Here is a 25,786-nt window from a genome sequence, read left to right as displayed (position 1 = left end):
CTAATCCTCCTTCCCCTTGCTGCGTGCTTCCAGTCGCGCAATACGTTGCTGTAATTGCTTTTGTTGCGCATCAGTGAGCTTAGCGGTCGTTGGTGCCTGCGCCGCACCACTCGGCTTCTTAGCCCAGTCTGGTAGCGTCTCCTTGACCGTCGGCTGTTGACGTCGAGATCGCCGTGGCTTGGTCATCGCCTGCTGACGCTCCTTGATCTTCTGAATCGCTAGCTCGGGCGTCTTGACCTTGGACTTGCTCCAATCGTTAGCAATCGTATCTAGTAAATTCTTATTCAATGTCGGCTTATCCTCGTCCACCAAGACGTGATAGATCATCAGGTTCAGGACGGACGCGGGAAATAGTTGCCGACTCACCAAGTCCCGAACAATTCGTTGCTCACCATCCGTCACGAACCCACCCGTATTCTGCTTGATTCCTTGCAGAAATTTAACGGGTGCAGTCGTGCTGGCAACCTTAAGCAACGCTTGTTCTGCACTGGAAACCCCTGTCGCAGTGGACGCGGTGGCCGACGAGGCATTTGCTACTGAATCAGCCGGGGTGCCAACTGTCGCCTCGCTACGATACTGATACCCAAAGGCCTGCGCGACGATACGTTTGAACTGCTCAGGATTAAAAATATTGGTTGCCAGATCCGTCGCCTCACCGATGTAACGGGCCATAGTCGGCTCATCCAAGCCATAGGTGGCGTGCTCCGTCAACAATAATTGACGGTACTTGCTGACAGCTCGAGTGTCCACGAAGGATCGTTCCAGCAGCTCACCCAACAACTTAAAATCAAATTGAACCTTGTCTGGGGACAGATCCGGTGCACGTCTAGTTGATGCCAAATTCTGCCGATTGCTCGAAACCACTGCAGGAATCTCCCGCAACTCATCGCCATCCACGTGGAAGACGTCCAGAAAGTTCTTGGTAATATTTTGTTCATCGTCGCTAGACCTTGCCACCACAGTATTCGCTGTAACCAACGACTGATACAGGTCCTCTCCTACGACACCTAGTAATTGAACGCTCAACAGGTCATCTTTGAAGAAATCCTGTGGCGTAAGTGGCGCGTGCAGTTCATAAACGAAGCTGGAGAGATCCCCCTCTGTCTTGAACCGCGTCGTCAGTAGTCCGGTCGCCTCTAAGCGCAGTCGTGCTGCGTATAGGTGAGCCAAGTCTAAGCCCAGCTCCGCTAATAAAATAGCGTGACGCTTATAAGTCTCACGCTGTGGGAGCCAAAAAAGGGCCGAGAAGAGCCCCGTGGCACTCGGTCCAATGATCGGTTGGTAGAGCTGCGTTAAGGTTTGCCAACTTTGGTCGGTCAACCGATCCGCCAACCGAACCAAAAAGCCCGTCTTTGGCTGCAATTGGTGCCAGGAATCCTCCATGCCTTATTTCGCCTCGCTTTGCCGGTCTGTCCGGTCCTTAGCTTTCGCTTTGTCTTTATCCATCATGTCTTTCAATTCGTTGAAGAAGACCCCTGTATCCTTGAACTGCCGGTAAACACTGGCAAACCGGATGTAGGCAATCTCATCAACATCGACCAATCGGTTCATCACGTATTCCCCAATCAGCTGACTGGAAATTTCGTTGACGCCGAGTGCCCGAATCTTATTTTCAACGTCATCGACGATCTTCGTCATGACGTCCATCCCCACCGGCCGCTTTTCAGCCGAGCGAATGATCCCGCGTAAGATCTTTTCGCGATTGAATTCCTCACGCGTGCCGTTCTTTTTAATTACCAACAGCGGGGTCGCTTCGACCCGCTCAAACGTCGTGAACCGAAAGCCACAGCTCTCACACTCACGACGCCGGCGGATGACACGCCCATCGTCGGTCGGTCGACTGTCGACGACCCGCGATCCATTATGATGACAGTGCGGACACTGCATTTTGGTCACCTCATTTTTTCATTGGTTACTTGATTATCTATGCTTGACGTTCGTAAAGATTGTTGTCTGCGGCTAACACAGTGTTTAAACCACAACGATTAGTCACAGCTTTTTACTGACTAAACCAGAACCATACGACAATTGCGAACTCGCACAGCTATCGCCACAATTTCCACAGGAAACAACGTTGTCTTAATGATTGCTTCGTCAGCTAACATATCACTACCTAATCCAAGCCTTCAGCCAAAATTGCTGCCGACGAGCCTAAATTAGTGGTGTCAAGCCATTCTACCACTTGTTGACGCGTTTGGGCAATCGTTCCCGCGTTATCGATGACCACATCAGCTAGTGCTACCTTCTTAGCGATGGGCCATTGTTGGTCCATTCGAGCCTGAGCCGCTGCTTCATCGAGGGTGTTACGGGCCATCAAACGCTGTCGTTGGGTCGCTGCCGGGACTGCGACCACCATCACGTGATCCACCAGATGTACCAGATACCCAACTTCGTAAAAAGTTGGCGCATCAATGACGATACCAGCCACCTTTTGAGCCCGATACAGCGCCAACTGGCGGTGAATCTCCACCTGAATCAGTGGGGTCGTAATGGCCTCCAACTGGTGTAACTTCTCTGGATGGCTAAAGACTAGCTGCCCCAGCTTTTGACGGTCGAGGCTCCCATTTCTTTGACGAAAGTCTTCACCGAAGGTTGCACAAATCTGTTGGATCCCCGGTGTTCCCGGTGCCACCACCTGACGTGCAATGACATCTGCGTCAATGATCTTCAAACCAGCCAAGTCTAGCCAGTGGCTGACGGTCGACTTACCAGTGGCGATCCCACCAGTTAGTCCCCACACCTCAGTCATCGTTGCGTTCCTCCAATGCTTCGGGCGGATAAGGCTGGCAGTGGGGGCAGAGATGCGTTCCCCGCTGTGCCACCTTGATCTTCACAATCTCGGTACCACAGCGTTCACAAGGTTCTCCCTCATGACCGTAGACGTGCAAATGATTTTGGAAGTTACCCGCCTCGCCAAACGCCGTCGAAAAGGTGTGGACTGTCGTTCCGTGCCCTTTAATGGCCACAGCTATCTCGGCAATGATGTTTTGCCGTAACGTCTCCAATTGCTTCTTTGTCAACGTATCGGCCGGCGTTAACGGATTAATTTTGGACAACCAGAGAACCTCATCCACGTAGATGTTGCCCAGCCCGGCAATCCGCGATTGGTCCAACAAAAATGGTTTGACGACCTTATGAGACTTGCCGAAGGCCTGCTGCATGTAGGCCAACGTCAACGTCTCTGCCGTGGGCTCCGGTCCTAACTTCCCCAGCGATGGCAGTTCGGTGTCTTCTGTGCCCGTCTCGACCAGACGCATCCGGCCAAATTTACGGGTATCGTTGTACCGCAGCTCGCGGTTATCGGTCAAATGGAAAATAACGTGGGTGTGCTTGGGAATTGGACTTCCCTCCGGCTGTACATCATACTTGCCCTCCATCCGGAGGTGTGACACCATCGTCAGGTTGCCGCTGAACCGAAAGAGTAGGTACTTGCCACGTCGGTCGATTCTTTCAATTTTGCGTCCAATCAGATCAGCCGTAAAAATCTCGGCGTCGGGGCGCACCATCTTCGCGTAATAGACATCTACGTGATCAATGGTGGCCCCTTGCACTAAGCGGGTCAGTCCGCGCCGGACCGTTTCAACTTCTGGTAATTCAGGCATACTGATTTCTCTCCTTTGCGGCTACTTGGCGTCGTACCAAGTCGGGCCGTAGTGGCTTTCGACCTTCAACGGAATCTCAAGGTCGATGGCGGAGTCCATGACGCTTGGTACTAATTTAGCTAACGTGGCGATCTCCTCGGCGGGTGCCTCGAAGATCAGCTCATCGTGGACCTGCAACAGCATCGTCGCCTGCATGTCCTTGATAGCATCTTCCATGCGAATCATTGCAATCTTAATAATATCAGCGGCACTCCCTTGAATCGGCGTGTTCATCGCCGTGCGTTCAGCAAAGGACCGTTGGTTGAAGTTCCGTGAATTGATATCCGGCAAATACCGACGGCGGTGCGCAATCGTTTCGACGTAGCCCAACTCGTGGGCTTGCTGAACCATTCGCTCTGTGTAAGCCTTGACGCCAGGATACTCCTCGAAGTAGGTGTCAATAAAGTTCTTGGCCTGCTTGCGAGGTATGCCAATGTTCTGAGACAGCCCAAAGTCACTGATCCCGTAGACAATTCCAAAATTCACGGCCTTAGCCTGTCGCCGAATGTTCGGCGTGACCTCGGCATCCGGAGCCATCTTGAAGATTCGCCGGGCAGTGGCCGCGTGAATGTCTTGGCCTTCTCTGAAAGCTTCCTGCATATTGGCATCGTGGCTCATGTGCGCGAGCACCCGCAACTCAATCTGGGAGTAGTCAGACGAGAAGATCTGCCAACCTTCATGCCGTGGCACAAAGGCCTTACGAATCGCACGACCTTCTTCACTTCGAACGGGGATGTTTTGCAGGTTAGGATCGACTGAAGACAGTCGCCCAGTCTGCGTCAACGTCTGTAGATAGCGTGTGTGAACCTTCTGATCCTCAGGATGAATCACCTTCAGGAGACCTTCCACGTAAGTCGATTGAATCTTGGCAATCTTCCGGTAGCGCAAAATGTTCTCCGCAATCGGAGCATCGGCCGCAAGCTTTTCGAGCACACCAACAGCCGTCGAATAACCGGTCTTGGTCTTCTTGATGACGGGTAACCCCATCTTTTCAAAGAGAATGTGACCCAGCTGTTTCGGAGAGCCAATGTTAAATTCTTCGCCAGCTTCCTGATAAATCGTCTGTTCGATTTCAGCTAATTGTTCAGTAAACTTGCTCCCCATAGCTTCCAGCTCACTTGCATCCACGGTGATCCCGGCAATTTCCATCCGGGCGAGGACGAAGCTCATAGGCAATTCAATTTCGCGGTAAAGTTGTGTCTGTTCATTTTCGTCCAAGCCTTCAAATAACTTCGGCCGCAACTGTTCGATGGCACGAGCTTTCCGTGCCAAATGCTTGAAGAAGACCTCGTCATCATCAGGAATGGCCCGCTTAGCACCCTTCCCATAGATATCTTCATCGGTGGCAACCTGGTCGTAGCCGTGTTCCATGGCAACGCGGCCCAGATCGTTACTATTGTCGTAAGTGTTCAGCAAATAAGAGCAAAGTAGAAGGTCGCAGTCAACGCCGGCCAGCGTGAGGCCTAAGCGATTCAAGCCCACGTAAGTCCGTTTGGCGTCAAAGACTTGTTTAGCCACGTCTGCGGACGTCAGAATGTTCTTCAAGGGTGCCTGTTGTAAGAGGGCATCGTCGCGGCTGACCCACCACTGATCATCATCGCCGATAGCAAACCCAGCGAACTCGGATGTATGGTAATTCTCATCCGGCATCTCCAAGTAGAATTCGCAACCATCAGCCGAAAAGTCTGGCAAAGCGGCCACATTTTCGGCAGTCAGCACCGTGTAGTCGATGTCCTTGAGGCCCGGCGTCGCGGTTGGCGTTTCGCCTTCAAAGTCCATCTTGTTAAGAAATGTCCGGAACTCCATCCGTTGGTAAAGGGCAATTAAGTCTTCACGGTTCGGTCCATCGTAGACCAGATCCTCAACTTTTTTCTCAACGGGGGCATCGCGATTGATCGTAGCTAACTTTTTGGCCAATAAAGCTTGATCGTGATCAGCTACCAAATGCTCCTTGAGTTTCTTAGCAGTGATATCATCAATATTGTCATAGATACCCTCGACGCTACCATATTTGCCGACTAGGTCAACCGCACGCTTAGGACCCACGCCGGTTACACCGGGGTAGTTATCGGAATTATCACCCTGTAACCCCTTAATATCAATGATCTGTTCAGGCGTCACGCCCATCTTTTCTTTGACGTAAGCCGGGGTGTAGCGTTCAATCTCGCTGACCCCTTTCTTGGAAATGGCAACCGTCGTGTGATCGTTAGCTAACTGCGTGAGGTCCCGGTCACCAGTCACAATGGTCGTCGTAAAGCCATTTGCCTCGGCCTGTTTGGCCAGCGTTCCAATGATATCGTCAGCCTCGTAGTTGGGAAGCTCGTAAGTCTGAATCCCCCGCGCGGCCAAAAGTTCCTTGACGTAAGGAAATTGTTCGGAAAGTTCGGGTGCAGTCTTAGCCCGGCCACCCTTGTAGTTGTCATACATCTTCGTCCGGAACGTAACCTTGCCGGCATCAAACGCCACGAGGACGTGTGTTGGGTCCACATTCTTCAACATGGTTTCCAACATCGTGTTGAACCCATAAATGGCGTTGGTGTGCAGCCCTTCACTGTTGGTGAAACGCCCTAACGACGTGTATAACGCGTAAAAGGCCTTGAAGGTCACACTGTTGCCGTCGATCAATAATAATCGTTTGTCCGCCATAATTCGCTCCTCCCGAGTGGCGCTATTAGCAGCCATTCGCGTATTCTGTTTATATTTTACCAAAGATAGCTTAAAATCCGAAATGAAAAACTGCTTTACAACCTTATTTATGGCTACTTTTTTGAGTTCCTGCTAAGTAGTGGGGAAAGCTGAGAGACTGCTTCTCAGGCTGGCGGCGTCCTGCCCGCAGCGTTCCAGCCTAAATTTGGCGAACAGTAAGCCGGCTGTTTCAAACAACGTTATCTAATTTAAGTCTCGGTATCGTTGGTGCAACAGTCACAATAGGTATTTTAGATCTTTCAATCTTCAAGCTTATATCGATTCCTCACCAAAGACTTCGCTGTGCTTCGAGATTAGGTATATTGTGTGTCCACAGTTTTCCATAATCAAATTCCACACTGAATCTAAGCGATCATCGGTAATGCTCTGCAAATTAAATCGCACAACCCAGTTTCACTTATGTTTAAATTAGCAGTCAAAACACTTCAAGAGCTTGTATGATACATTAAGTTGTCACATCAGCATTCAGCTCAACGATAGCGCTGGTCGAATAGTAATCGCCAATCCGTCAGTAAGACCAACGCTGACTATCTCGATTCTCCCAAGTGCCATCAAATAAGGCTTTCACCAGCACCTTCTCAAAATCAGTCAAAACTTACCGTTGTCTCTCAATTATCAATTGTGAGATACAAAAAGCGAAGCACCAACAATATCAGGCGCTTCGCTTTTCGTTTTTGACCCCATTGGCGATTAGTCTCTGCCGCCGAACAAGCCGAAGATTTGTAACAGTTGTAAGAATAAGTTGACGAAGTCCAAGTAGAGTTGCAGTGCCCCGTTGATGGCAAGACCGGTCGTTGAGACTTGGTCACCATACTTGAGGTACATCTTCTTCATCCGTTGGGTATCCCAAGCGGTCAGTGCTGCGAAGATAATCACAGCGACGAAGGAGAAGATCATGGCAATCAGTGAGCTCCGTAAGAAGAGGTTGATCACCATGGCCACAATCAGGCCAATCAAGGCTGCTGAGGCTTGTGTCCCAATCTTGGTCAGGTCACGCTTGGTCGTTACCCCAATCGTAGCCATCGTCAGGAAGACGGCGGCACTGGAGACGAACGCTGCGGCAATCGATTCATTGCTGTAGATCAACGTGTAGATGGAGAAGACCGCACCGGTGACGACCGCGTAGACCATGAGGCCCACAAAGGCCACCGTTGGGCGTTTCATAGATTGTCCGCTAATCACGAATGGTAAGACAAACCACACGATAAGCGGTAAAATCATCATTCCACCGTTGAGGTTTTGTAAGGCACCGCTGAACTGGGTTGCCATGAGAAAAGCCGTCACAGCAGATACCAGCACAGACAAGCCCATCCACCCGAACATCTTAGTCATGAAACCATTGAGTCCGACCTCGGTATTAATCGTTTGACGGGGTTGCTGTTCATAGTTGTTCATTGAAACGCTCCTTTTTTGTCAAAACTTTCCCAGCTGAGTGCCACCCAATTGCAGCACAACTTCTGGGTTTATTAGTATACATTTTATCAAATTCACCCCTAAATACAAGTAATCTGTTGCGGACAAACCCAATAAAAAAGGGAACGACCCGCGCCGTTCCCCCTTAGAATCCGAATTATTAAATTTATATTGCGAACAACTATTTACCGGCGCCACCTTCGTTATCGGCTTCGCCTCTCGCCCAAACCCGGTTCGCGTAAATCGAGTTGAATAACAGCGCTGCTTGGAGGGCAACTTGTGACAGGTTCGCACCTAGTGTCCCAATGCTCGTCGCCCCAATCAGTATTTGAACCGTCAGAATCCCCCAGTATAAAACGTTGGCGATGTTGACGACGATCCACAGTGACCAATTTTCCTTGTATTTCAGAATGTAGAGCAGTTGGGCAATGATGCTGACCACGAAGTTCACGGAGTCAAAGTATGGCAGCTGACCGTTCAAAGCGGCCAAAACGACCCAGCCAATGGCCCATGCCACGAAAGCGCCGATAAAGATCCAACGCCGTGTGTTCTTCTTGAACGAATGTGTGGCTTCGTCATGACCCCACATGTACCAGCCGATGGGTTGAGAAATAACATAAATAATATCCATAGCAAAGGACCCATAAGCGTGGCTGATCCAGGCAACGTAGGTCATGGCCAGACACTGGATTAGGCCGAAGATAAATGAAATCTTCCGTCCTTTCATCCCGTAGACCAGGCACAGCACCCCGCCGACCCCGGAAATCATCCCAATGAAGCTATCTGGCACGATAGCGTAGACGACCATTTGGAGCAAAATTAAAATTGTGACGTAGATGACCTCGAACTTTTTCCAATTCGTGAAAAGCTGGTTAAACCACCAGCCGTGTTGTTTGGCATTATCCATCATACATTCCCCTTTTCACTTGTTCTATGTGGTTGACACGTCTTGCTTATAATGAATCGTCACTTAAGATATTTAACGCCAGCTTGATTGAATCCGTCTCGCCTTGGGCCATCAGGTCATCCCCGTTCGTTAAGTCACTGACACCCGCGGCCAAATCACCCTCATACAGAACCACGTTATTTAGAACTGACAACGTCTCCAATCCTCGTTGCCGCCCGATTACCATCATAGCACCGGATTCCATATCTGCCCCTAATATGCCCTTAGATGACCAGAACGCCTCGTTTTGTGCATTATCATCCATGTAGAAGCCGTCATGAGACCGAATGATCCCGTAGCAGGCTTCGGGGGCGTAGTAGTGTGCCAGGGCCATCAGCCGAAATGACGGCACGGCGGGATAAATGTTTGGCACATATTTACCGGTCAGACCATCATCACGGACGACCCCCTCGCCAATGATCAGCTTGCCCAAATCGATACCGGACTGCATGGCGCCAGCGGACCCCACACGGATGACCTTCTTCACACCAACATTGTTGAGTTCCTCGATGGCGATTCCCGTCGATGGGGCACCGATCCCAGTGGACATGACCAGAATGCGTTTTCCCTGATACGTCCCGAGAATCGACTTGTACTCACGGTTAAAGGCCCAGTCCTCGACATCGTTCAAGAATTTCTTGGTCCGCTCCACTCGAGCGGGATCCCCCATAATAATGGCACTATCCGTATTGATGGTTGGCAATAATTGCGTATGTGGTTCTGGTTCTGTCATATCTATCCCTCATTTCTTAGAATTGTGATCAACTGTGGTAAATCCGTGACGATGATTTGGGACTTATCGACCCTGATGACGTCCAAGTCCCGTAGCTGTTTGATAATGCGATTGAGATTTCGACTGGATGTATCGATCTCATTGAGCAGGTTTGTTCGAGTCACAACCTGATTACGCCGCGTCGCCCAGATGAGATACGAGATGGCTTGATCTAGCGCCGAATGTAGGCTATAGCGTTCCGTCCGGTTAGTTAAGGTATAGATCTGCGAAGACAAATTGACAATCAATTTCTGCGAAAAGTGCTGATCTTCCTTCAACCAAGTCTTGAACAAATCATTGGGAATCTTGAGAACCGTTACCGGCGTTAGATTCACGACAGACGCGCTGTACGGCTTATCCAGCAGGGCTTCCTGCTCACCAATAAATGCGCCTTTTTCGTAAATATCCAACGCTACGGCCTTCCCACCGGCCGACATCAGATAAATTTTGACCTTGCCAGCGGCTAGAATATACGTATTGTCATATTGAGTTCCCTGATCAAACTGAAAGTCATCCACCGCGTAATACTCGATTTGAAACGCGTTGATAATATGTAACGGGCAAGTCCGCAACAACTGCTGCAGCGCCGGCTCCTGATTCACCAACGTAAACAAGTCATTCATCATTACTCAAGCAGCTCCTTACAAGATAAGATTAGCAAAAATATTCGGAAACCCCAATGACGTGATTCTCCGAATGTATCCGCTTTCACGTGAAAATTATGTATTTTTGTGGCTTTTCCGGGACGGATGTCCTCGACAAACCAACCCAATTCTGAACCCATATTCAAGAGTTGCCATTCTAGCAGTCAGCCGCCTAGCCGTTGCTTAAATCTGTGGGTTGCTCGCTAACACCACAATAATATGAATCGCATCCCGCGGTGTCAATGACGACCACCCATTTGAAGGCGCATCCCTCTACGACAAAATCACCTGCTGAATCACCACAACTACTTTTAGCTTAAAACGATTTTCCAATTTATTTTACCAAAACATGAGACAAAATCCTCGAAAATTACATTAGTACTAGTATAGGGCCAAATGTGAACGAGACAGAATAGCGAACACAATCCATGCCATTCACACATTCATTTCAGGCATAATGCCTAGATTGCCATCCAAAATTTTTGTAAAAAAAAGCTCCCGGATTTTACAATCCGAGAGCCATTACCCAACAACGCGAATTGCCAGGATTTTCGAAAGTACCCGACCATGGGTACGCATCTACGTTTCTAATACTACCATGAACGGAAACAATTTGAAAGCTAATCATAGACATTAGCACAATTAGGACAAAATTAGTCGCTCAGCAGGCAGAATCCGGGCAGCCGCCCCCACCACATAATGGCTGTCGCAAAAGGCCAAAAAAGGCACCCGCCCAAAACAGGCGGATACCTCAACGTGAAATAATTTGATTTAGTTGTTCTTTAAGGATAAATGGCTCAGTAATTCTTCGTAGGACCGTTCGTACTTTTGCACGTCACCGGCACCCATGAAGACCACGACAGCATCGTGGAAATCCAATAATGGTGACATGTTGTCCACCGTCAGAATTTCGCCACCCTTAACGATCTTAGCAGCTAAGTCCTTACTGGAGACGGCGCCTTGTGTTTCACGCGCAGAACTGAAGATATTGGTCAAGAAGACCTTATCAGCAAGGTTTAAACTCTTGGCGAAGTCGTCCATCAGAGCAATCGTCCGGCTAAAGGTGTGGGGCTGGAAGACCGCAATGATCTCCTTGTCCGGGTACTTTTGTCGAGCAGCGTCTAACGTGGCTTTGATTTCGGATGGATGGTGCGCATAGTCATCAATAATGGTCATGTCAGCAAGCTTACGTTCCGTAAACCGGCGCTTGACACCTTTGAAATCAGCCAATTCGCGCTTGATTTCGTCCATGTCAACCTTTTCAAAGTAGGAAACGGCGATAACGGCCAAACTGTTCAGCACGTTGTGTTCCCCGTACAAGTGAATTTCAAAATTGCCGAGATTCTTGCCTTCATGGTAAACGTCAAAGGTTGACCCAGTCGTCGACCGCTTGATATTCTTGGCTTGGAAGTCGTCACGATCGCTAGTCCCGTAGTAGTAGACCGGCACGTCCGTCTTTAATTTCCGTAGTTCAGGATCATCGCCCCAGGCAAAGATCCCCTTCTTCACTTGGTTCGCCCAAGTCTCAAAAGCACTGTAAACGTCATCGATTCCCGTGTAATAGTCCGGGTGATCGAAGTCGATGTTGGTCATGATTGCGTAATCTGGGTTTGTAGCTAGGAAGTGACGCCGGTATTCGTCGGCTTCATAAACGAAGAAGCGGGCGTTAGGCGTCCCCTTACCAGTCCCATCACCAATCAGGTATGAGGTTGGGGCCACACCACTGAGAACGTGTGACAGCAGGCCAGTCGTGCTGGTCTTACCGTGGGCACCAGCGACGCCGATACTGGTATAGCCTTCGATCAAGTGACCCAAGAATTCATGGTAACGGTAAACGGGTAAGCCCATAGCGCGGGCCTTCTTGATTTCTGGATGGTCATCCGTGAAGGAGTTCCCGGCAATCACCGTTAACCCTTCGTGAATGTTGGCTTCGTCAAAGCCCATGACATCGATACCAGCCTGTTCCAAACCACGCTGTGTAAACGTGTACTGGGTGATATCTGACCCCTGAACCTTGAATCCCTTATCATGTAAGATCAGGGCAAGGGCACTCATCCCTGATCCTTTAATTCCGACAAAATGATAAACCGTTGCGTTATCCATTAAATGATCCTCTTTTCTACTCTGTGCGGTAAAGGCCACTGGCCTTGATAAACCCGTGCAAGTGACTCTCTTTCCATTTTAGCATATCCCCCCACCCCTTAAAAGGCGGAGACCGATTAAAGGGCAGTGAGGACTATTCACCTTACAATGAAAACACGACACCTTAATCGTGAGGTTCAGGTAAATCTTTCCCCAAATCATCCGGCGTGAGGTAAACCTCGCGCGGTTTCGACCCGTGCTGTGGTGAGACATAGTGGCGCTGCTCCAAGTCATCAATCAGATTGGCAGCGCGATTGTAGCCAATCGAGAAGACCCGTTGCAATTTTGACGTCGACACAGTCTTCTCCTGAGCAATGTATTCGAGTACCTTAGGCAACAAGTCATCTTGATTTTCTTCAGCCGTTTCGCGCTGGAGTAAGCCCTTCGGTTCAAAAGCATAGTGTGGCTTACCCTGTGTCCGAACAAAATCAGTGATTGCATCGACCTCGGACTCGACGAAGGCCCCCTGCAATCGCATCGGTTGGCTGGCCCCGTTACCCAGATACAGCATGTCCCCGCGACCTAACAGATTCTCAGCGCCAGCGGTATCCAGAATCGTCCGCGAGTCGATCTGACTGGAGACCATGAAGGCAATTCGCGTCGGGATGTTGTTCTTGATGGTCCCAGTCACAATATCAACACTCGGTCGTTGCGTAGCGACCAGGAGATGAATCCCGGCGGCCCGCGCCTTCTGCGTGATTCGGACGATGTAGTCTTGAACCTCGCTGGCGGCCATCATCATCAAATCAGCCAATTCGTCGATAATAATCACGATGTATGGCATCTTCAAGGATGGTTCGTCGTTGGCATCGGCGCGATCGTTAAACTGTTCGATGTTGCGAACCCCCGCGGCGGCCAACTTCTCGTAACGCTGGTCCATCTCAATGACGACCCATTTGAGGGCTGCCGCAGCGGCCTTCGGATCGGAGATGACCGGTGACAGCAAGTGTGGCAAAGCATCGTACGGTGCCATTTCCACGGCCTTCGGATCGATCAACAGGAGCTTGACCTGTGCTGGCGTGGCCTTATAGAGAATCGAGAGCAGCAGGGAGTTGATAAACACACTCTTCCCGGATCCGGTGGCCCCGGCAATCAGGCCATGCGGCATCTTCCGCAGATCGGTAACCTGTGGTTGACCAAACAAATCGACCCCGAGGGCCACCGTTAACGGCGATTCGCTCTTTTTGAAGGCCGGTGAATTCAGAATTTCGGAGAGCATCACGGGTCGTGACTTTAGGTTCGGAATTTCGATACCGACCGTACTCTTCCCAGGAATTGGCGCTTCGATTCGAATATCCTTAGCAGCCAACGCCAGCTTCAAATCATCGTTTAAATTCGTAATCTTATTGACCTTGACCCCCAGTGCCAGACTAATCTGGAACTGAGTGACGGTTGGTCCAACCGTCCAGTCGGTGACGTGGGCGTCGACATGAAAGGCGCTCAAGGTCTCGTCGAGAACTTCAGCTTGGTGTTCAATCCATTCATCGAGGGCTTCCTCGTCAGGCACGACCGGCTTGGGTAAGAGATCCACATCGGGGAAGTGATACCCGCGTTCGGCTTGCTCAATTTCCTCGGTATTTGACGGTGTAACGGATGTCTCTGGCCGATCAAATAAGGCCAGATTGCGCTGGTCGTTGCCCTCTTCTTGCATGATATCGCCGAGTGAATGGCCGAGTCCGCGCGTTGCTTTGACCTTCGGTTGGACTGGTCGTGATGCTGCGACACTAGTTGGCGTGGCCTCGTCATCCGTTGCTCGGTCAAGGAGTTGATTGACCTCGGTGGGACGGTTGGCGGTATCCTTGATAGTCGTCGCGGTCGAAGCTGCTGATGTTGAATCAGCGGACGTATCCACCCCCGTAGGTGCAACGTTAGTCGGCGTCTGCACGACTGGTTTTGTCGTGGCACTGTCTGGTGTCGTGGCACTGTCTGGTGTCGTGGCTACCGTAGCGTCAGGAATCACCGCCGGATGATTGCTGTTAGCTGCCACACTCGCCGGCACGCCTGCCGCCGAGCTCACGACTAAATGAGCCGTAGACCGCACGATTGCGGCATGGCTGGCGGTACTTTCTGGTTGGCTTGTTTCGGAATTATCGGTAGGTGCTTCAGTTGTAGCAGATTCGTTTGTGACCGTTGCGTTTGTGGGCGCTTCGGCTGTAGCCATTTCACTAGACAATGAATTGGCCGGTGATGCGTCGGAAGTTGTAGCAGAAACTGCTGAGCTGGACGCGTTCTTGATTGTACCCACCGGCAGATAGTCCCCTACCCCATTGACGGTAGCACTGGCTGCCTGGCTGGTAGACGTGGTTGCTTCAGCATTGGCAGTTGGCACCGTTGGGTAGAAGATTTCGGTTGGCGCTGTTTCGCAGGTGACCGTTGCGTCGGCTTCAGAATCGGCTACATTGTTGGCGCTCACGTCATCTGACGTTATCTCAGCATCAGCAACCGAATGATCATCAGCCTCGGTATCAGAAGTTATCGCATGGTCAGACGATGTCTCCATCACAGCTTCACTATCAGAAGCCAAGTTGTCTGATTCGTCCTCGACAGGTTCACTATCGCTATTTGCTTGTTCATCATTGCTTTCAGTCGTTTCGGCTAGTGTGCTCGAAACAGACATTGCATCGTCCCGGGCGTCGGTTGAAACGTCAGTATTGTCAGATTTAGTATCAGCCACCGCAGTCGTATCAGAAACCGACACTTCACTAGCCGTCAGGTCAGGGGCGGACGCACGATCTACGTCAGCCGAATCCACAGCCAAGCCAAACAATAGGAAACTGCTATCGTCCTTATGCAGTTCCGTAACTAACCGCCGGTAACGTCGCCGCGACTCAGAAGTTGGGTGCGCCCAGTGTAATTGCTTGGGAATCGGCGTCATCTGAAATGGCCGATAATTCTCATCATCACTGGATTTAGGCGCTGCCGTCTGTGACACAGGCGTCGAGTTGGCAACGGACGCGTTCCGCGGCTTAGCTGGTCCATCCTGTTTAACCGTTTGTTCGCGCCTAACTGTCCGTTCTTCACGTAGACGCAACCGGTCATTACGTTCCTGTCGTTGCTTAACGGAGCGCTGGGCGCGTTCATTTGTGGTATCTTCTAATTGTTCGGGACTTGGCTTAACCGCAAATTTTCGGTAAAAAGCTGGTCCATCATAGTGCTCCATGTTTCTTCCTCCTTGACGGGTGCACACCGCACCTGCCGAATTTCAAGACTTTGGGAGGAGACGCCGCCTAAGTTGGCAGTTGAAAAACTCATTCCCTGATTTTTGTCTAGCAAAAAGCTAGTTTTATAATTTATTTGATAGTATTTGTCACTATATCTCATTCGGACCACCTCACAAGATAACGTGAAGCGGTGAACTTCTTTAATTGCGCATCATATTTTTTCTGACCGCCCTTTGCAAATTGGCTAAAGGCAATCTTCTCTATTGTACACAAAAAAGCAGGTTGCCGACAAGGGCAAACCCGCTTTCGTAATGTTTCTTAAGCATTTTCTTGGGCCATGAAGATTGTTTGACCCCGTTCAAAATCGAACGGTTCCCCAACCTCATAGTCATCAGGAAGAATCAAGGCCCCTGGCCGTTGCGGCGCATTAGCTAAACGCAACTCACGACCGGAACAGATCATCCCGTCACTTTCGACACCTCGTAAGGCTCCTGGCCAAATGATCAGGCCGTTGGGCATCATGGCCCCAACCTTCGCAACAACGACTTTAATGTCGGCTTGCATGTTCGGGGAACCACTGACGATTTGAACGGATTGGTCATTGTCCACGACTGTTTCCGTAACCAACAAGTGGTCGGAATCTGGGTGTGGCGTTGCCGTCTTAACGTAACCGACAATGAATTTTGATGCCGTTTGGGCAACCAACTCACCATTGAAGCCGGCATCTTCCAATGCAACGTTCAAAGCGGCAACATCTTCAACACTCAACTTCATTTGACCATTGCCAGTGATATTAGGCAAAATCTTGGAGATTGCCAAGAAATTGTAGCCTAAGGTCTTTTCAGTTGCAGCATCGTAAATCCGCGCGATGTTGTCTCGGACGGTGTGGGCCTGTTCAGGTGTATCTTGCGCAACAATGACAATCAAAGTGTCCCCTAATTCTTGGGGATTATAACTAGCAATTAACATGTGGGATCCTTTCCAACGGTTTAATCGGCATTAGTTGCTAATGAATTAATAAATTCTTCAACTTCAGCCTTGGTCTTGCGGTCCTTGTTGACTAATCGACCAATTTCATCACCATTTGAGAAGGCGATAAAGCTTGGAATGCCAAATACGTTCAATTCGACAGCCAAATCGATGTTTTCGTCGCGATCGACCGCGATAAACTTAAAATCGGGATATTCAGCTTCAATGTCGGGCATTGCTGGCTTAATAAAAGCGCAATCCGGGCACCAAGTCGCGGAGAAGAATAACATGGTCTTGCCGTCTTTAACGACGTCTTTCAGATCAGCGGCTGACATTTTGGGTAATTGTTCCATGAGTAAGCACTCCTTTATTTAAGTTTTAAAAAATACACAAACATCATTATAGCAATGTGGCCGGGAGATTACAAAATTTTAGCTTAATCTGCTTACTTTTCGTCATTAAATTCGATCAACCTTACGATTCTAGAAACTTTCTATATTCACTGACCGAAAAACGCATCATTACAGTTTAAAAGGATGCCAAATCCGTCTTTCGCGCAACGATACCTCGCTTTAACTATTTTTTTCTTAATACATATACTCTCCCAAAGAAAGCGCATGATAGTCTCAAATCTTTAAACTTGATAATCAACTTCATTCTGAAAATTACTTTGTGACTTTCACTATTCCCACAAACTCTAAATCAAAAGAACTGGGCTTCACTTACTAATACTAACAGCGCCTACAGTCGTTTCTCTCGTTTGATAACTAGACCAATAATGCTCGAAAATAGTAACCCGACATAGCCTAACACCGCATCATTTGTCTTCTTCTCACCGGTCTGCGGCAAGCTCTGGGACGTTACTGAATTGCCGTCAGTTTCGAATTTCTTAGCTGCTCGTGTCTTTGAAGCGACTGCATTTCCCGTCTTCTGACTATATAACGCGTTGTTTTGTCGACTGCTAGCCATTAACTTATGCCAAAAGTTGATGAAGTCTGCGCGTTGGTCAATCCCAAACTCTTGGGCAATTGTCGCCGCTCCAAGTTGTGAAGCTTTTAGCGACTTATTTTGAACCGACACCTGACCAGTCTCGATATTTATTTTCAAGATTTTCACGGTATTCCCGCCATCCGACCTTTCAAGAATATAGCTGTAGCGCTCTGCATTAAACAGACCAAAGTACTCCCCATGATCACGAATACCCTTACTGGAGAGAAGCCTGCTTTTCCCCGCAGGTACCGTGTTCAGCGACCGAACAGATGCTACTGGTTCCCCTTGGGCATTCTTAGCAAAGTCGATTTCGAAATCCCCATCATAAATCTGAACATCTTTTAAGCTGCCATCCCCATAAGTCACCGTGTTAATTCCCATACCATTTTTTGAAGAATAGCGAACGTGAGGAACCCGATAGACAAAAGTCACGGTTTGCGCCTGAGCACTGTAAATACCACTGATTTGTGAGGCACCCTTTAACATGTAGTCCTTATCGTCGCCACTCGTAAAGTCTAAACTTTCAGCCGTGAATTTGTCTCCGACGTGACCAGTCATAACCTTTTTGAGCAGTTTACCCCCGATGTCGGTCACGTACTGAACGTAAACCTTGCCCATCGCTGCTTTCTTTGGTGCCGCAGCCATTGTTGCTGGTTGTGTCACACTTGTAGCCTGAGTTGTCCGATATGTAGATTTATTCAGATTAGATGTCCCATCATTCAATTGCGTTGAATCCGCGTCGCCCTTGTCAGCTATCGAGTCGCGAGCCGTTATCTCATTGGAAGTGACACGACTCCTCACTTCATTCGGTTTAATAAGATCAGTTTTAGATGTAGACCTATCTTTCTGTGAGGCCTGGTTTACCTCCATACTACCGGCTGCAAACTTTTGATTGGATTCATTTGAACCTGCCGGCGGTGTTTGTTCTGACGATTGTTGCTCATCCTTCAGTGCATGCTCGTTAGCCAAATTAGAAGAGCCAGACTTTTCCACCGGTTCTAATGGTGAAGCTTTACTATCCTGACTAACGCGACTAACAACCGGTTCTGCCTGCTCACCTGATATGGCCGCATACACATTGTCTGGTTTTGCTTGAACTAACGCCATTGCGGACAAGGAGATTCCTAATAGGACGAGACATTGACAACGTTTCTTAGTGCCAATCGCTGTCCTCGTTTTCCTTGGTACATGTGCTTGCTTAATCATCTCAATCAATTCCCCTCGTTCGTGATCGGCTATCCACACCATCGAAGCTGTAACAACCCTATGCTTATAGATTATGCTTAATTATTAACAAGATCAATCTAAAGATTGACTAGATGTTATTAAGCAATCGTTCGAAAACAGTCTCCCAAGTAAATGCTTCCTTTTCAAAAAATTCAAGCTTTACACCTCGCGAAAGTCTGCGTATACTGGCGATAACATTATTTTCGCAATTTTTCTACCTTTTTACGGGAACTTCCCCGAAAACATTGCTATACTAGGGGCAGATAGAACGTTTACACGTCCCATAAATAAACTGCTAAGGAGGCGGTAGGATGACTGCTAGAAACGGACAATTGTATCAACTCAGCCTTACCGGGGTAGTCGGAGGCTTAATGGGCATTTTCATCACGCGCTTCTTTGGTGGTGGCTCGCGCTTGAACCCCGACAACATTTTGGAGCAGGTCAAGCACCAGTTCCGCCAAGAATCTCCAATTGAAGGTGCCTGGATTGAAAAGCATGCGGTACCTTTCCAGAAATTCGCGGTCAAGTCACGCGTCTACTATGGTGGTATTACCCGTTACGAAGATGACAAGTTGGTTCAATACCAATTCGTCGCCGATGCCAACACTGGAAGTATCCTCGACATTCACCGTCTTTAAGTCTAAATTCGATTTGATCTTAGAGCCTGGGGCAAACCCCAGACTCTTTTTTGGCTCTCCAAAGCCATATTGCTGAAACGTGGGACAGAAGGCAAATCCCTGCGCTTAACCCCATAAGGAGAATAATCCAAACCCGGGATTTTTCTCCTTATGACGTTAATGCTCAGGATCTAAACACCTTCTGCCCCACTCTTTTTTGTTAGTCTCCCTTACGCCGCAAGCCGTAGCCATTATGAATCACTCGGCTAAAATAATAGATGCCCAGGATCAAAAATAAGAAGGCTGGAATCATTCGCAATAGAACAAACGGCGTTTCAAACGCAAATGCTTTCCAGAACCATTCCCCCTGCATATGCCACAGCCCTTCAGTCAAATACCAGCTCCTAGGATCTAAAAGGTTGATGCTACCGGAATGCATAAAAAAATAAAAATACGACAAGAAGAAGACGCCGTTGATGTAGCCACGCTTACTATCCCGGTTGCGACTCCTCTGCTTAGAACGCTCATCCGAGAAAATATCGTGAGCCGATGCTGGACTCATCTGCTGAAAGTATTGAATGCCACCGTGCCGACTTCCCGTGACCAAACGCCACCCGCTATCGTTAAAAAGTTGTTGGTAATCCTGATAGTGCTGTCGACTCAGACCACGATCTCGAAAATCCAATCGTGTATATGGGTTAAAGTCTTCTGCCGATGCCAATTTTTGAAAGCTATAGCGGTGAAGAAACGGGTTCACCCCCGTAAACCGATAGCCCCCTGCTTGAACGCCATTGATCCAATCTTCTTCAGTGTTGAGATCCAAAAACAACTTGAACTTTTTCATCATTTGCCTCTCCCCTAATAGCCAAACTCTGCAGCCAGTGTCCCCAATTGACGCAATCGTGCCGTCTCCAATGTTAAAATTTTCTGCCCCGCCATGGTAATCTGATAGACGCGTCGTCGCTTATCGGTGCTAGGAACCTCCTTGATCCATTTCAGTTTCAATAGATTTTCGGTAGCCCCATACATCGTGCCCGCGGCCACCTTGACTGTATTCTGGCTAATACGCGCAATCTCCTGAATGGCCGCATAACCGTGAAGCGGCCGGGTCAGCACTAACAGAACATAGTAAGTAGTCTCTGTTAGTGGCAAATTTTTATCTCGTGCCATAGTCTCATTTGGCCTCCTCTTCATACAGTTTTGCTTTATACAGTTTTACTATACACAGTCTAACTGTATACTTGTGATTTTGCAAGTCCCACTTGCCAGCGATTATCTCGCAACCGCAGTCTCGACAGTTTGAGATAAGACTCAAAAAAGGCCACCCAAACGGGCAGCCTTTCCTTAATGCTAATTCACCGTCGCCGACCAAATCGTTGGTCGGCAGACAGCCTAAACGTGCTTGAACTTGGTAGAATGATTCTGCATATCGGTGCGGACAATCAGCACGTCAGTAACAGCGTTCGTCACGACAGCACTGGCAGTGGAGCCCATCAGCATCCGTTCAACCACATTGGAGCCAATGGCCCCGATCATGATCAAATCGGCATTGTATTCCTGCGGCAAGGTCTTGGCCAGGTCAATGTTGGGGTGCCCGTAAAATACGGACGTTTCAACGTGTTTGACGCCGGCCTCCTCAGCTTGCTTGCGGTACGCGTCGACGGTCTGTTCCGAACGCTGGCGGGCCTCATCCATGACTTCTTGATCCACAAAACCGAAACCGACTTTGGTATTGTTGCCGATTCCAACGTAATCGCCACCCGTCATGATTGTAACGATAATTAAATCAGCTTCGTTTCTGACAGCAACCGCGATGGCTTTTTCAACCGCGCGTTTGGCTTGCCGGGAACCGTCCACCCCAACTAGAATTCGCTCGTAGCGTTCGGACATCTTTACCACTCCCTTGTGGGTGCTCCTCACACCCTATTTCGTCAACTCATAGGTCGCCTGCCCGTAAATGGACATCGCCTTGATTAAATCATCTTCTGGTTGGAACTCATCGGCTTGATGCATCGTGTCTTGTGTGCCGGGGAATAATGCCCCAAAGGCCACACCACGCTTCATCAGTCGACCATAAGTCCCCCCACCGACGACTTCTGGCTGTGCGTCAGTGTCGCCGGTCTGTTGCCGGTAAACGTCCATCAACGTGGTGACGATTGGGTCACTTGGATCGACGTAATGGGGAACCATTTCGCGTCCTTGCTTGATTTCAGCATTCATCATGGCCGTTGCCTTTTGAAGTGCAACTAAGATTTCCGCAGCACCAATGCCAGTTGGGTAACGGAAGTTGGTATTGATGAGACCACCCTTGTCAGCCGTAAACGTCATGATACCGACGTTCATGGTCAGGTCGCCCATCACTTCATCGGTGAAAGCCAAGCCCAATTTGTGAGCCCGGGAATCGTCGTGTAGGTCGTGAGCTAATAGGCTCAAGAAGTCATCGGCATCACCACCGAAATCGTAGGTTGTCAGGAAGCTAGCCAGATAAGTCCCGGCATTGATTCCGTTCTTGGGTTCCATCCCATGAGCGGCCTTTCCGATAACTTCGACATGTAAGCCATTGGCATCCTGTTTTGTCGTCCCGGTAACCGGTGCGTCAGCCAAGAACGCTTTGAAATCGGCTGCCATTTGGTCGGCATCGGCCGTTTCAACCGTGGCCTCTGCATCCCGTGGCACCATGTTCTCTCGCAGACCAGCTTGGAAATCGCGCAAGGTTACGCTACCGCCGTTAGCCCCAGCGAAGTGACTTTCGAACGTGACGTTCCCTTTTTCACCGTTGATCAGTGGAAATTCAGCATCCGGTGAGAAGCCTAACGTTGGTGCGGGTTCCAGGTCGAGGTAGTGGTGCATCCCCGTCCAGTCACTCTCTTCATCGGTCCCGATGATGAACCGAATCTTCTTGGTTGGCATGATACCTTGATCCTTCATCATTTTTAAACCGTAGTATGCAGCCAAAGCCGGGCCCTTGTCATCAGAGGTCCCACGACCGTATAAGTTGCCATCCTTTTTGGTCAGCGTAAAGGGATCAGTGTGCCAGCCCTTACCACCGGGCATGGTGTCGGCGTGACCCAGAATGGCCAACGTCTCGTCACCTTCACCGAATTCAACGTAACCAACTAAATTATCGAGGTTCTTGACGGTAAAGCCGTCACGTTCAGCTAATCCTAAAAATGCGATCAGAGCTTTCGCTGGACCAGGTCCGAGTGGGTAGTCTGCGGTAGCCTTAGAATCATCTCGTGCACTGTCGATGCCGACTAAAGTCGTCAGGTCAGCGACGTAATCCTCGCGATACTGTTCAGATAACTGTTGCCAATCAATTGCCATGATTGGACCTCCTTTAATTTTTTCGGACCACAACGACGTCCAAAAATATACTTAGTCCTAATTTTAGCATAACCGCGTCGAATTGTAAGCCGTTTTCCAGTACTAAAATGCTATACTGAAAGCGAAACCAATTTTGAGGAGGAATTCACATGGAAACGCTCTCGCAATCCATCTTAACCAAAACGATTCGGCAACGCCCAGCCGACAGCTATAAGGGCACTTATGGGCGAGTTACCCTGGTTGGTGGCAATCGTAACTTCGGCGGAGCCATTTTGATGGCTAGCGCAGCAGCCGTATACGCCGGTGCCGGGTTGGTTACGACCATTACCGATGCTAGCAATCAGACCAGCTTGCACGCCCGATTACCGGAAGCCATGTTCGCCGACATGACCAATCATGAGCAAATGAAAAGTTTAGTGGTTTCGGCCGATGTTGTGGTGATTGGCCCAGGATTGGGCACCGATGAAGCCGGCTTAATGGCCTTGAACACGACCTTTGCCGCGCTCAAGCCAACGCAAACGGTGATCATCGACGGCTCAGCCATCACACTGATTGCCCAACACAACCTAACCTTGCCAAAGGCCCACTTGATCTTTACGCCCCACCAGATGGAATGGCAACGGCTCAGTGGCATTCCGATTGCGGATCAGACGGTGGCCAACAATCAGCCGGCCGTGGTCAAACTCAACGCAACGGTCATCGTCAAATCCCATCGCACACAGATCTACACGCCAACGGCCGTCTACGAAAATCCACTTGGTACGCCGGCGCAGGCGACCGGTGGCATGGGAGACACTTTGGCCGGCATGGTCGGTGGCTTTGTTGCCCAGTTTACGGATCATACCAATGCAGTGCTAGCAGCCGTTTACAGCCACAGCGCCATCGCCGAAGAACTGGCGGAGAAGCAGTACGTGGTCTTACCTCACCAAATCATCGATGTCCTACCGCAATTTATGAAGGCCCATGAGGCCCTGGTCTGAGGTCGTGCAAATTCCAGCCAGTTCAATGAGAATCGCCAACAATTAAGCGTCCACTATCGCAAATGATTGACAATGATTTTTGATTATCAGCGTCCGCTCAGTCACACACACTAGAGACAATTTCGGGCAATCGTATCACTTCACCGGGCCCACATCAAAGGAGTACACCTATGAATGAATTAATCTTACCAGCCGCAATTACTGCCTTTATCACCGCAACCAACGCCGCCGACAGCAACCAATTTATCGCCCAGTTCACGTCCGACGCCGTCCTTGACGACTGGGGCACCACTTACAACGGCCCGACTGAAATTGCCAAATGGAATCAAACTGACAATATTGGCAAACAAGCTCACTTTGAATTGGAAGACTTCACGCAGGACAGCACCACGACTTGGACGGTGCAACTCAACGTGACGGGTAACGGCTTTAATGGCACTAGCCCCTTCCAAATGACGATTGCGAACAACCTGCTTGCTCGCGTGGCAATCTTACCGGACTAAATTGTAGGTATCGCCTGTGGTTACGTTGCCTCTTGCCCAGACAGCCCTGGTACCAATGAGTCTTTATGCCTAGATTTCATTATCAAGATAGCGATGTAAAGCCTGGAATCCTAGACCTACGACATACTCATAGGTCTAACCACTTTAGACCGGATTCAAAAAATGGCGACAAACTCGATTAGGAGCTTGTCGCCGTTTGGTTTAAGTACGAATTAAATTAATCAAGATTGAAAGTATCAAAACAAGCCGCAAACATTGACATTACTGAATTGCATGGACTTAAACAAGTATTTCTCTTTTCTTGATTACTAAAGCATCTCCCCATCAATTTTCTCATATTGCGGTACCGTCCGTAAGATACCTATCGCCAAATGAATTCACAGGCCATCATAGCTTTTGACTTGTACTTAATCGAATCTCAGAGTATTGCGTGGCAATTTTTAAATAACATTCTATTTGCCGAGAACGACCGTACATCTGAATAACATTAGCCTCTGTTTAGGATACTGGACAGAGGACTTTGAGATGACATTGTTTGCAACAATTCGGCTAATTCTGTAATTGACATATCATTTTGATTTCTTAACCAGTGACTAATGGTAGCAAGCATCGCTGATAAATAAAAATTAAGCTGATACTTAACCGTTACATCGTCTTTAGGTAATTCCAATTTTTCAATCCAGTACTCTATTAGATAAGTTTTTACCTGAGTTACAAAGTGTTGACTATAGGGATTACGAAAAATTACTTCTAGGGATGCTTTATACTGAAATGCTAGTGAAGTAAAATTTTCGATATAAACATACCGATCATCAGCATTGCGCATGTTGTCTTCAATCTTTGCACGCATTTTATCAAAAACATCTAATTCGACATCTTCATAAAGTTGGTAGACATCCGTAAAATAGTTATAAAAAGTCGCACGATTGTAACCCGCTCTATCTGAGAGAGCTTTAACCGTGATCTTTTCAATCGGAGTCTTTCGGTTCAATTCGATAAAACCATTGATAAAATTTTGTTTAGTTTGTTCTGTAACTGCCGGTTGTTTATGCATACTGTCCCTCTTCGTTCGACACTTGCTGCACGATTGTTGATTGATGAAGCCTCGCAAGTATCATACCATAATCATACAACATGAGTTGCTTAATGAAGAAGAGGAGGAGAATTATACAATGATCAAAAAAACAAGGTTACAAAAATGGGTAAATCTGAAGTGAACCCTTAAAGTTGGACACAGAACTTACGCTGCTTGCTGGATGGCGAGTTCCCGGTATTTTTCCGGGGACTTGCCATCCAGTTTTGTTTTGATTCGACGCTTGTTGTAGAAGTTAATCCAGTCAGTCATGGCTTGAATCAAGTCTTCCTTATTCTCAAAATGTTCATCCATGACTTCGACTTTCATGATGTGGAAGAATGATTCAACCGCCGCGTTATCTAGGCAAGTTGCTTTGCGCGACATACTCTGAAATACGCCATGCTCTTTGAGTGTTTCTCGCCAAAATTTGTGTTGGTACTGGAAGCCTTGATCTGTATGGACCGTCGTTCGATACCTTAACTTTGGCAGTCCTTCTAAAACTTCTCTAAGCGGTTTTAAGGCGAATTCTACTGTCGGATGGTCACTGATGTTGAACGCTAATACTTCGCCTGAGAAGAGGTCAATGACTGGTTCTAAATAGACACGTTCACTTTGACTCATGCCACCGTATCGAAATTCACTGACATCCGTGACGAGTTTTTGATAAGGTCGGTCC

23 protein-coding genes are annotated in these 25,786 nt (G+C 48.7%); 3 read left to right on the top strand and 20 right to left on the bottom strand.

All coding sequences use genetic code 11. The features are described from left to right. The 14 genes from ACKTSF_RS06070 to ACKTSF_RS06005 all read right to left on the bottom strand — a co-directional run bounded on the left by ACKTSF_RS06070 (position 1) and on the right by ACKTSF_RS06005 (position 18,590). A complete protein-coding gene (locus tag ACKTSF_RS06070) occupies positions 1-1,383 on the bottom strand; it encodes a replication initiation and membrane attachment family protein (protein WP_407887589.1) in 1,383 nt (460 codons plus the stop codon). 3 nt (positions 1,384-1,386) lie between these two features. After that, a complete protein-coding gene (gene nrdR, locus ACKTSF_RS06065; RefSeq protein WP_407887830.1) occupies positions 1,387-1,887 on the bottom strand; it encodes a transcriptional regulator NrdR in 501 nt (166 codons plus the stop codon). A gap of 226 nt (positions 1,888-2,113) precedes the next feature. Beyond that, positions 2,114-2,749 carry a dephospho-CoA kinase gene (gene coaE / locus ACKTSF_RS06060; RefSeq protein WP_407887587.1) on the bottom strand — a complete coding sequence of 212 codons (636 nt, stop codon included), beginning with the start codon at positions 2,747-2,749 and terminating at the stop codon, positions 2,114-2,116. Next, entirely contained in the window at positions 2,742-3,602 is an 861-nt protein-coding gene (mutM, locus tag ACKTSF_RS06055) for a bifunctional DNA-formamidopyrimidine glycosylase/DNA-(apurinic or apyrimidinic site) lyase (RefSeq protein WP_407887585.1), read from the bottom strand. Before mutM ends, coaE begins: the two co-directional genes overlap by 8 nt. A 21-nt stretch (positions 3,603-3,623) precedes the next feature. Continuing rightward, on the bottom strand, positions 3,624-6,287 hold the full coding sequence (polA, locus tag ACKTSF_RS06050) for a DNA polymerase I (RefSeq protein ID WP_407887583.1): 2,664 nt from the start codon (positions 6,285-6,287) through the stop codon (positions 3,624-3,626). A gap of 750 nt (positions 6,288-7,037) precedes the next feature. After that, positions 7,038-7,742 carry a Bax inhibitor-1/YccA family protein gene (locus tag ACKTSF_RS06045; protein ID WP_407887581.1) on the bottom strand — a complete coding sequence of 235 codons (705 nt, stop codon included), beginning with the start codon at positions 7,740-7,742 and terminating at the stop codon, positions 7,038-7,040. A 199-nt stretch (positions 7,743-7,941) separates the two neighbouring features. Beyond that, positions 7,942-8,667 carry a nicotinamide riboside transporter PnuC gene (gene pnuC / locus ACKTSF_RS06040; protein ID WP_125701633.1) on the bottom strand — a complete coding sequence of 242 codons (726 nt, stop codon included), beginning with the start codon at positions 8,665-8,667 and terminating at the stop codon, positions 7,942-7,944. Between the two features lie 46 nt (positions 8,668-8,713). Further along, positions 8,714-9,439: a nucleoside phosphorylase gene (locus ACKTSF_RS06035; RefSeq protein ID WP_407887579.1), complete on the bottom strand. Its 726-nt coding sequence runs from the start codon at positions 9,437-9,439 to the stop codon at positions 8,714-8,716. Between the two features lie 2 nt (positions 9,440-9,441). Next, on the bottom strand, positions 9,442-10,104 hold the full coding sequence (locus ACKTSF_RS06030; RefSeq protein ID WP_407887577.1) for a Crp/Fnr family transcriptional regulator: 663 nt from the start codon (positions 10,102-10,104) through the stop codon (positions 9,442-9,444). Positions 10,105-10,893: 789 nt separating this feature from the next. Next, positions 10,894-12,225 (bottom strand): UDP-N-acetylmuramate--L-alanine ligase, encoded by a 1,332-nt coding sequence (gene murC / locus ACKTSF_RS06025; RefSeq protein WP_407887575.1) that lies wholly within the window; start codon positions 12,223-12,225, stop codon positions 10,894-10,896. 163 nt (positions 12,226-12,388) lie between these two features. After that, entirely contained in the window at positions 12,389-15,424 is a 3,036-nt protein-coding gene (locus ACKTSF_RS06020; protein ID WP_407887573.1) for a DNA translocase FtsK, read from the bottom strand. A 319-nt stretch (positions 15,425-15,743) separates the two neighbouring features. Further along, on the bottom strand, positions 15,744-16,394 hold the full coding sequence (gene ytpR, locus ACKTSF_RS06015; protein ID WP_407887571.1) for a YtpR family tRNA-binding protein: 651 nt from the start codon (positions 16,392-16,394) through the stop codon (positions 15,744-15,746). 20 nt (positions 16,395-16,414) lie between these two features. Beyond that, positions 16,415-16,747, bottom strand: a complete 333-nt coding sequence (locus ACKTSF_RS06010; protein WP_407887569.1) for a thioredoxin family protein — start codon at positions 16,745-16,747, stop codon at positions 16,415-16,417. 388 nt (positions 16,748-17,135) lie between these two features. After that, entirely contained in the window at positions 17,136-18,590 is a 1,455-nt protein-coding gene (locus ACKTSF_RS06005) for a MucBP domain-containing protein (RefSeq protein ID WP_407887567.1), read from the bottom strand. A gap of 332 nt (positions 18,591-18,922) precedes the next feature. Here ACKTSF_RS06005 and ACKTSF_RS06000 point away from each other — a divergent pair, with 332 nt between their 5' ends. Beyond that, a complete protein-coding gene (locus tag ACKTSF_RS06000) occupies positions 18,923-19,249 on the top strand; it encodes a hypothetical protein (protein WP_407887565.1) in 327 nt (108 codons plus the stop codon). Positions 19,250-19,448: 199 nt separating this feature from the next. Here ACKTSF_RS06000 and ACKTSF_RS05995 read toward each other — a convergent pair whose 3' ends face one another. The 4 genes from ACKTSF_RS05995 to pepV all read right to left on the bottom strand — a co-directional run bounded on the left by ACKTSF_RS05995 (position 19,449) and on the right by pepV (position 22,552). Further along, positions 19,449-20,072, bottom strand: coding sequence for a DUF2812 domain-containing protein (locus ACKTSF_RS05995; protein WP_407887563.1), 624 nt, complete (start codon positions 20,070-20,072; stop codon positions 19,449-19,451). Between the two features lie 14 nt (positions 20,073-20,086). Continuing rightward, entirely contained in the window at positions 20,087-20,398 is a 312-nt protein-coding gene (locus ACKTSF_RS05990; RefSeq protein WP_407887561.1) for a PadR family transcriptional regulator, read from the bottom strand. A 222-nt stretch (positions 20,399-20,620) separates the two neighbouring features. Beyond that, complete coding sequence (locus ACKTSF_RS05985) at positions 20,621-21,118, bottom strand: universal stress protein (RefSeq protein WP_407887559.1); 498 nt, start codon at positions 21,116-21,118, stop codon at positions 20,621-20,623. A 33-nt stretch (positions 21,119-21,151) separates the two neighbouring features. Continuing rightward, on the bottom strand, positions 21,152-22,552 hold the full coding sequence (gene pepV, locus ACKTSF_RS05980; protein ID WP_407887557.1) for a dipeptidase PepV: 1,401 nt from the start codon (positions 22,550-22,552) through the stop codon (positions 21,152-21,154). A 149-nt stretch (positions 22,553-22,701) separates the two neighbouring features. Here pepV and ACKTSF_RS05975 point away from each other — a divergent pair, with 149 nt between their 5' ends. Together ACKTSF_RS05975 and ACKTSF_RS05970 are read left to right on the top strand one after the other, a co-directional pair. Beyond that, on the top strand, positions 22,702-23,532 hold the full coding sequence (locus ACKTSF_RS05975) for an NAD(P)H-hydrate dehydratase (protein WP_407887555.1): 831 nt from the start codon (positions 22,702-22,704) through the stop codon (positions 23,530-23,532). Between the two features lie 170 nt (positions 23,533-23,702). Continuing rightward, positions 23,703-24,035 (top strand): Cif family virulence factor, encoded by a 333-nt coding sequence (locus tag ACKTSF_RS05970; protein ID WP_407887553.1) that lies wholly within the window; start codon positions 23,703-23,705, stop codon positions 24,033-24,035. A gap of 487 nt (positions 24,036-24,522) precedes the next feature. On the opposite strand, the gene ACKTSF_RS05965 is transcribed toward ACKTSF_RS05970, so the two are convergent. Next, complete coding sequence (locus ACKTSF_RS05965; protein WP_407887551.1) at positions 24,523-25,089, bottom strand: TetR/AcrR family transcriptional regulator; 567 nt, start codon at positions 25,087-25,089, stop codon at positions 24,523-24,525. 186 nt (positions 25,090-25,275) lie between these two features. Continuing rightward, positions 25,276-25,786: IS3 family transposase (locus tag ACKTSF_RS05960; RefSeq protein WP_407887549.1), on the bottom strand; the 511-nt coding region annotated here is incomplete at its 5' end.

The sequence above is a fragment of the Levilactobacillus muriae genome (assembly GCF_045862015.1).
GTDB classification, from domain to species: domain Bacteria; phylum Bacillota; class Bacilli; order Lactobacillales; family Lactobacillaceae; genus Levilactobacillus; species Levilactobacillus muriae.
Note: the sequence above shows the minus strand (reverse complement) of the source record. Positions and strands in the feature narration are given on the sequence as shown.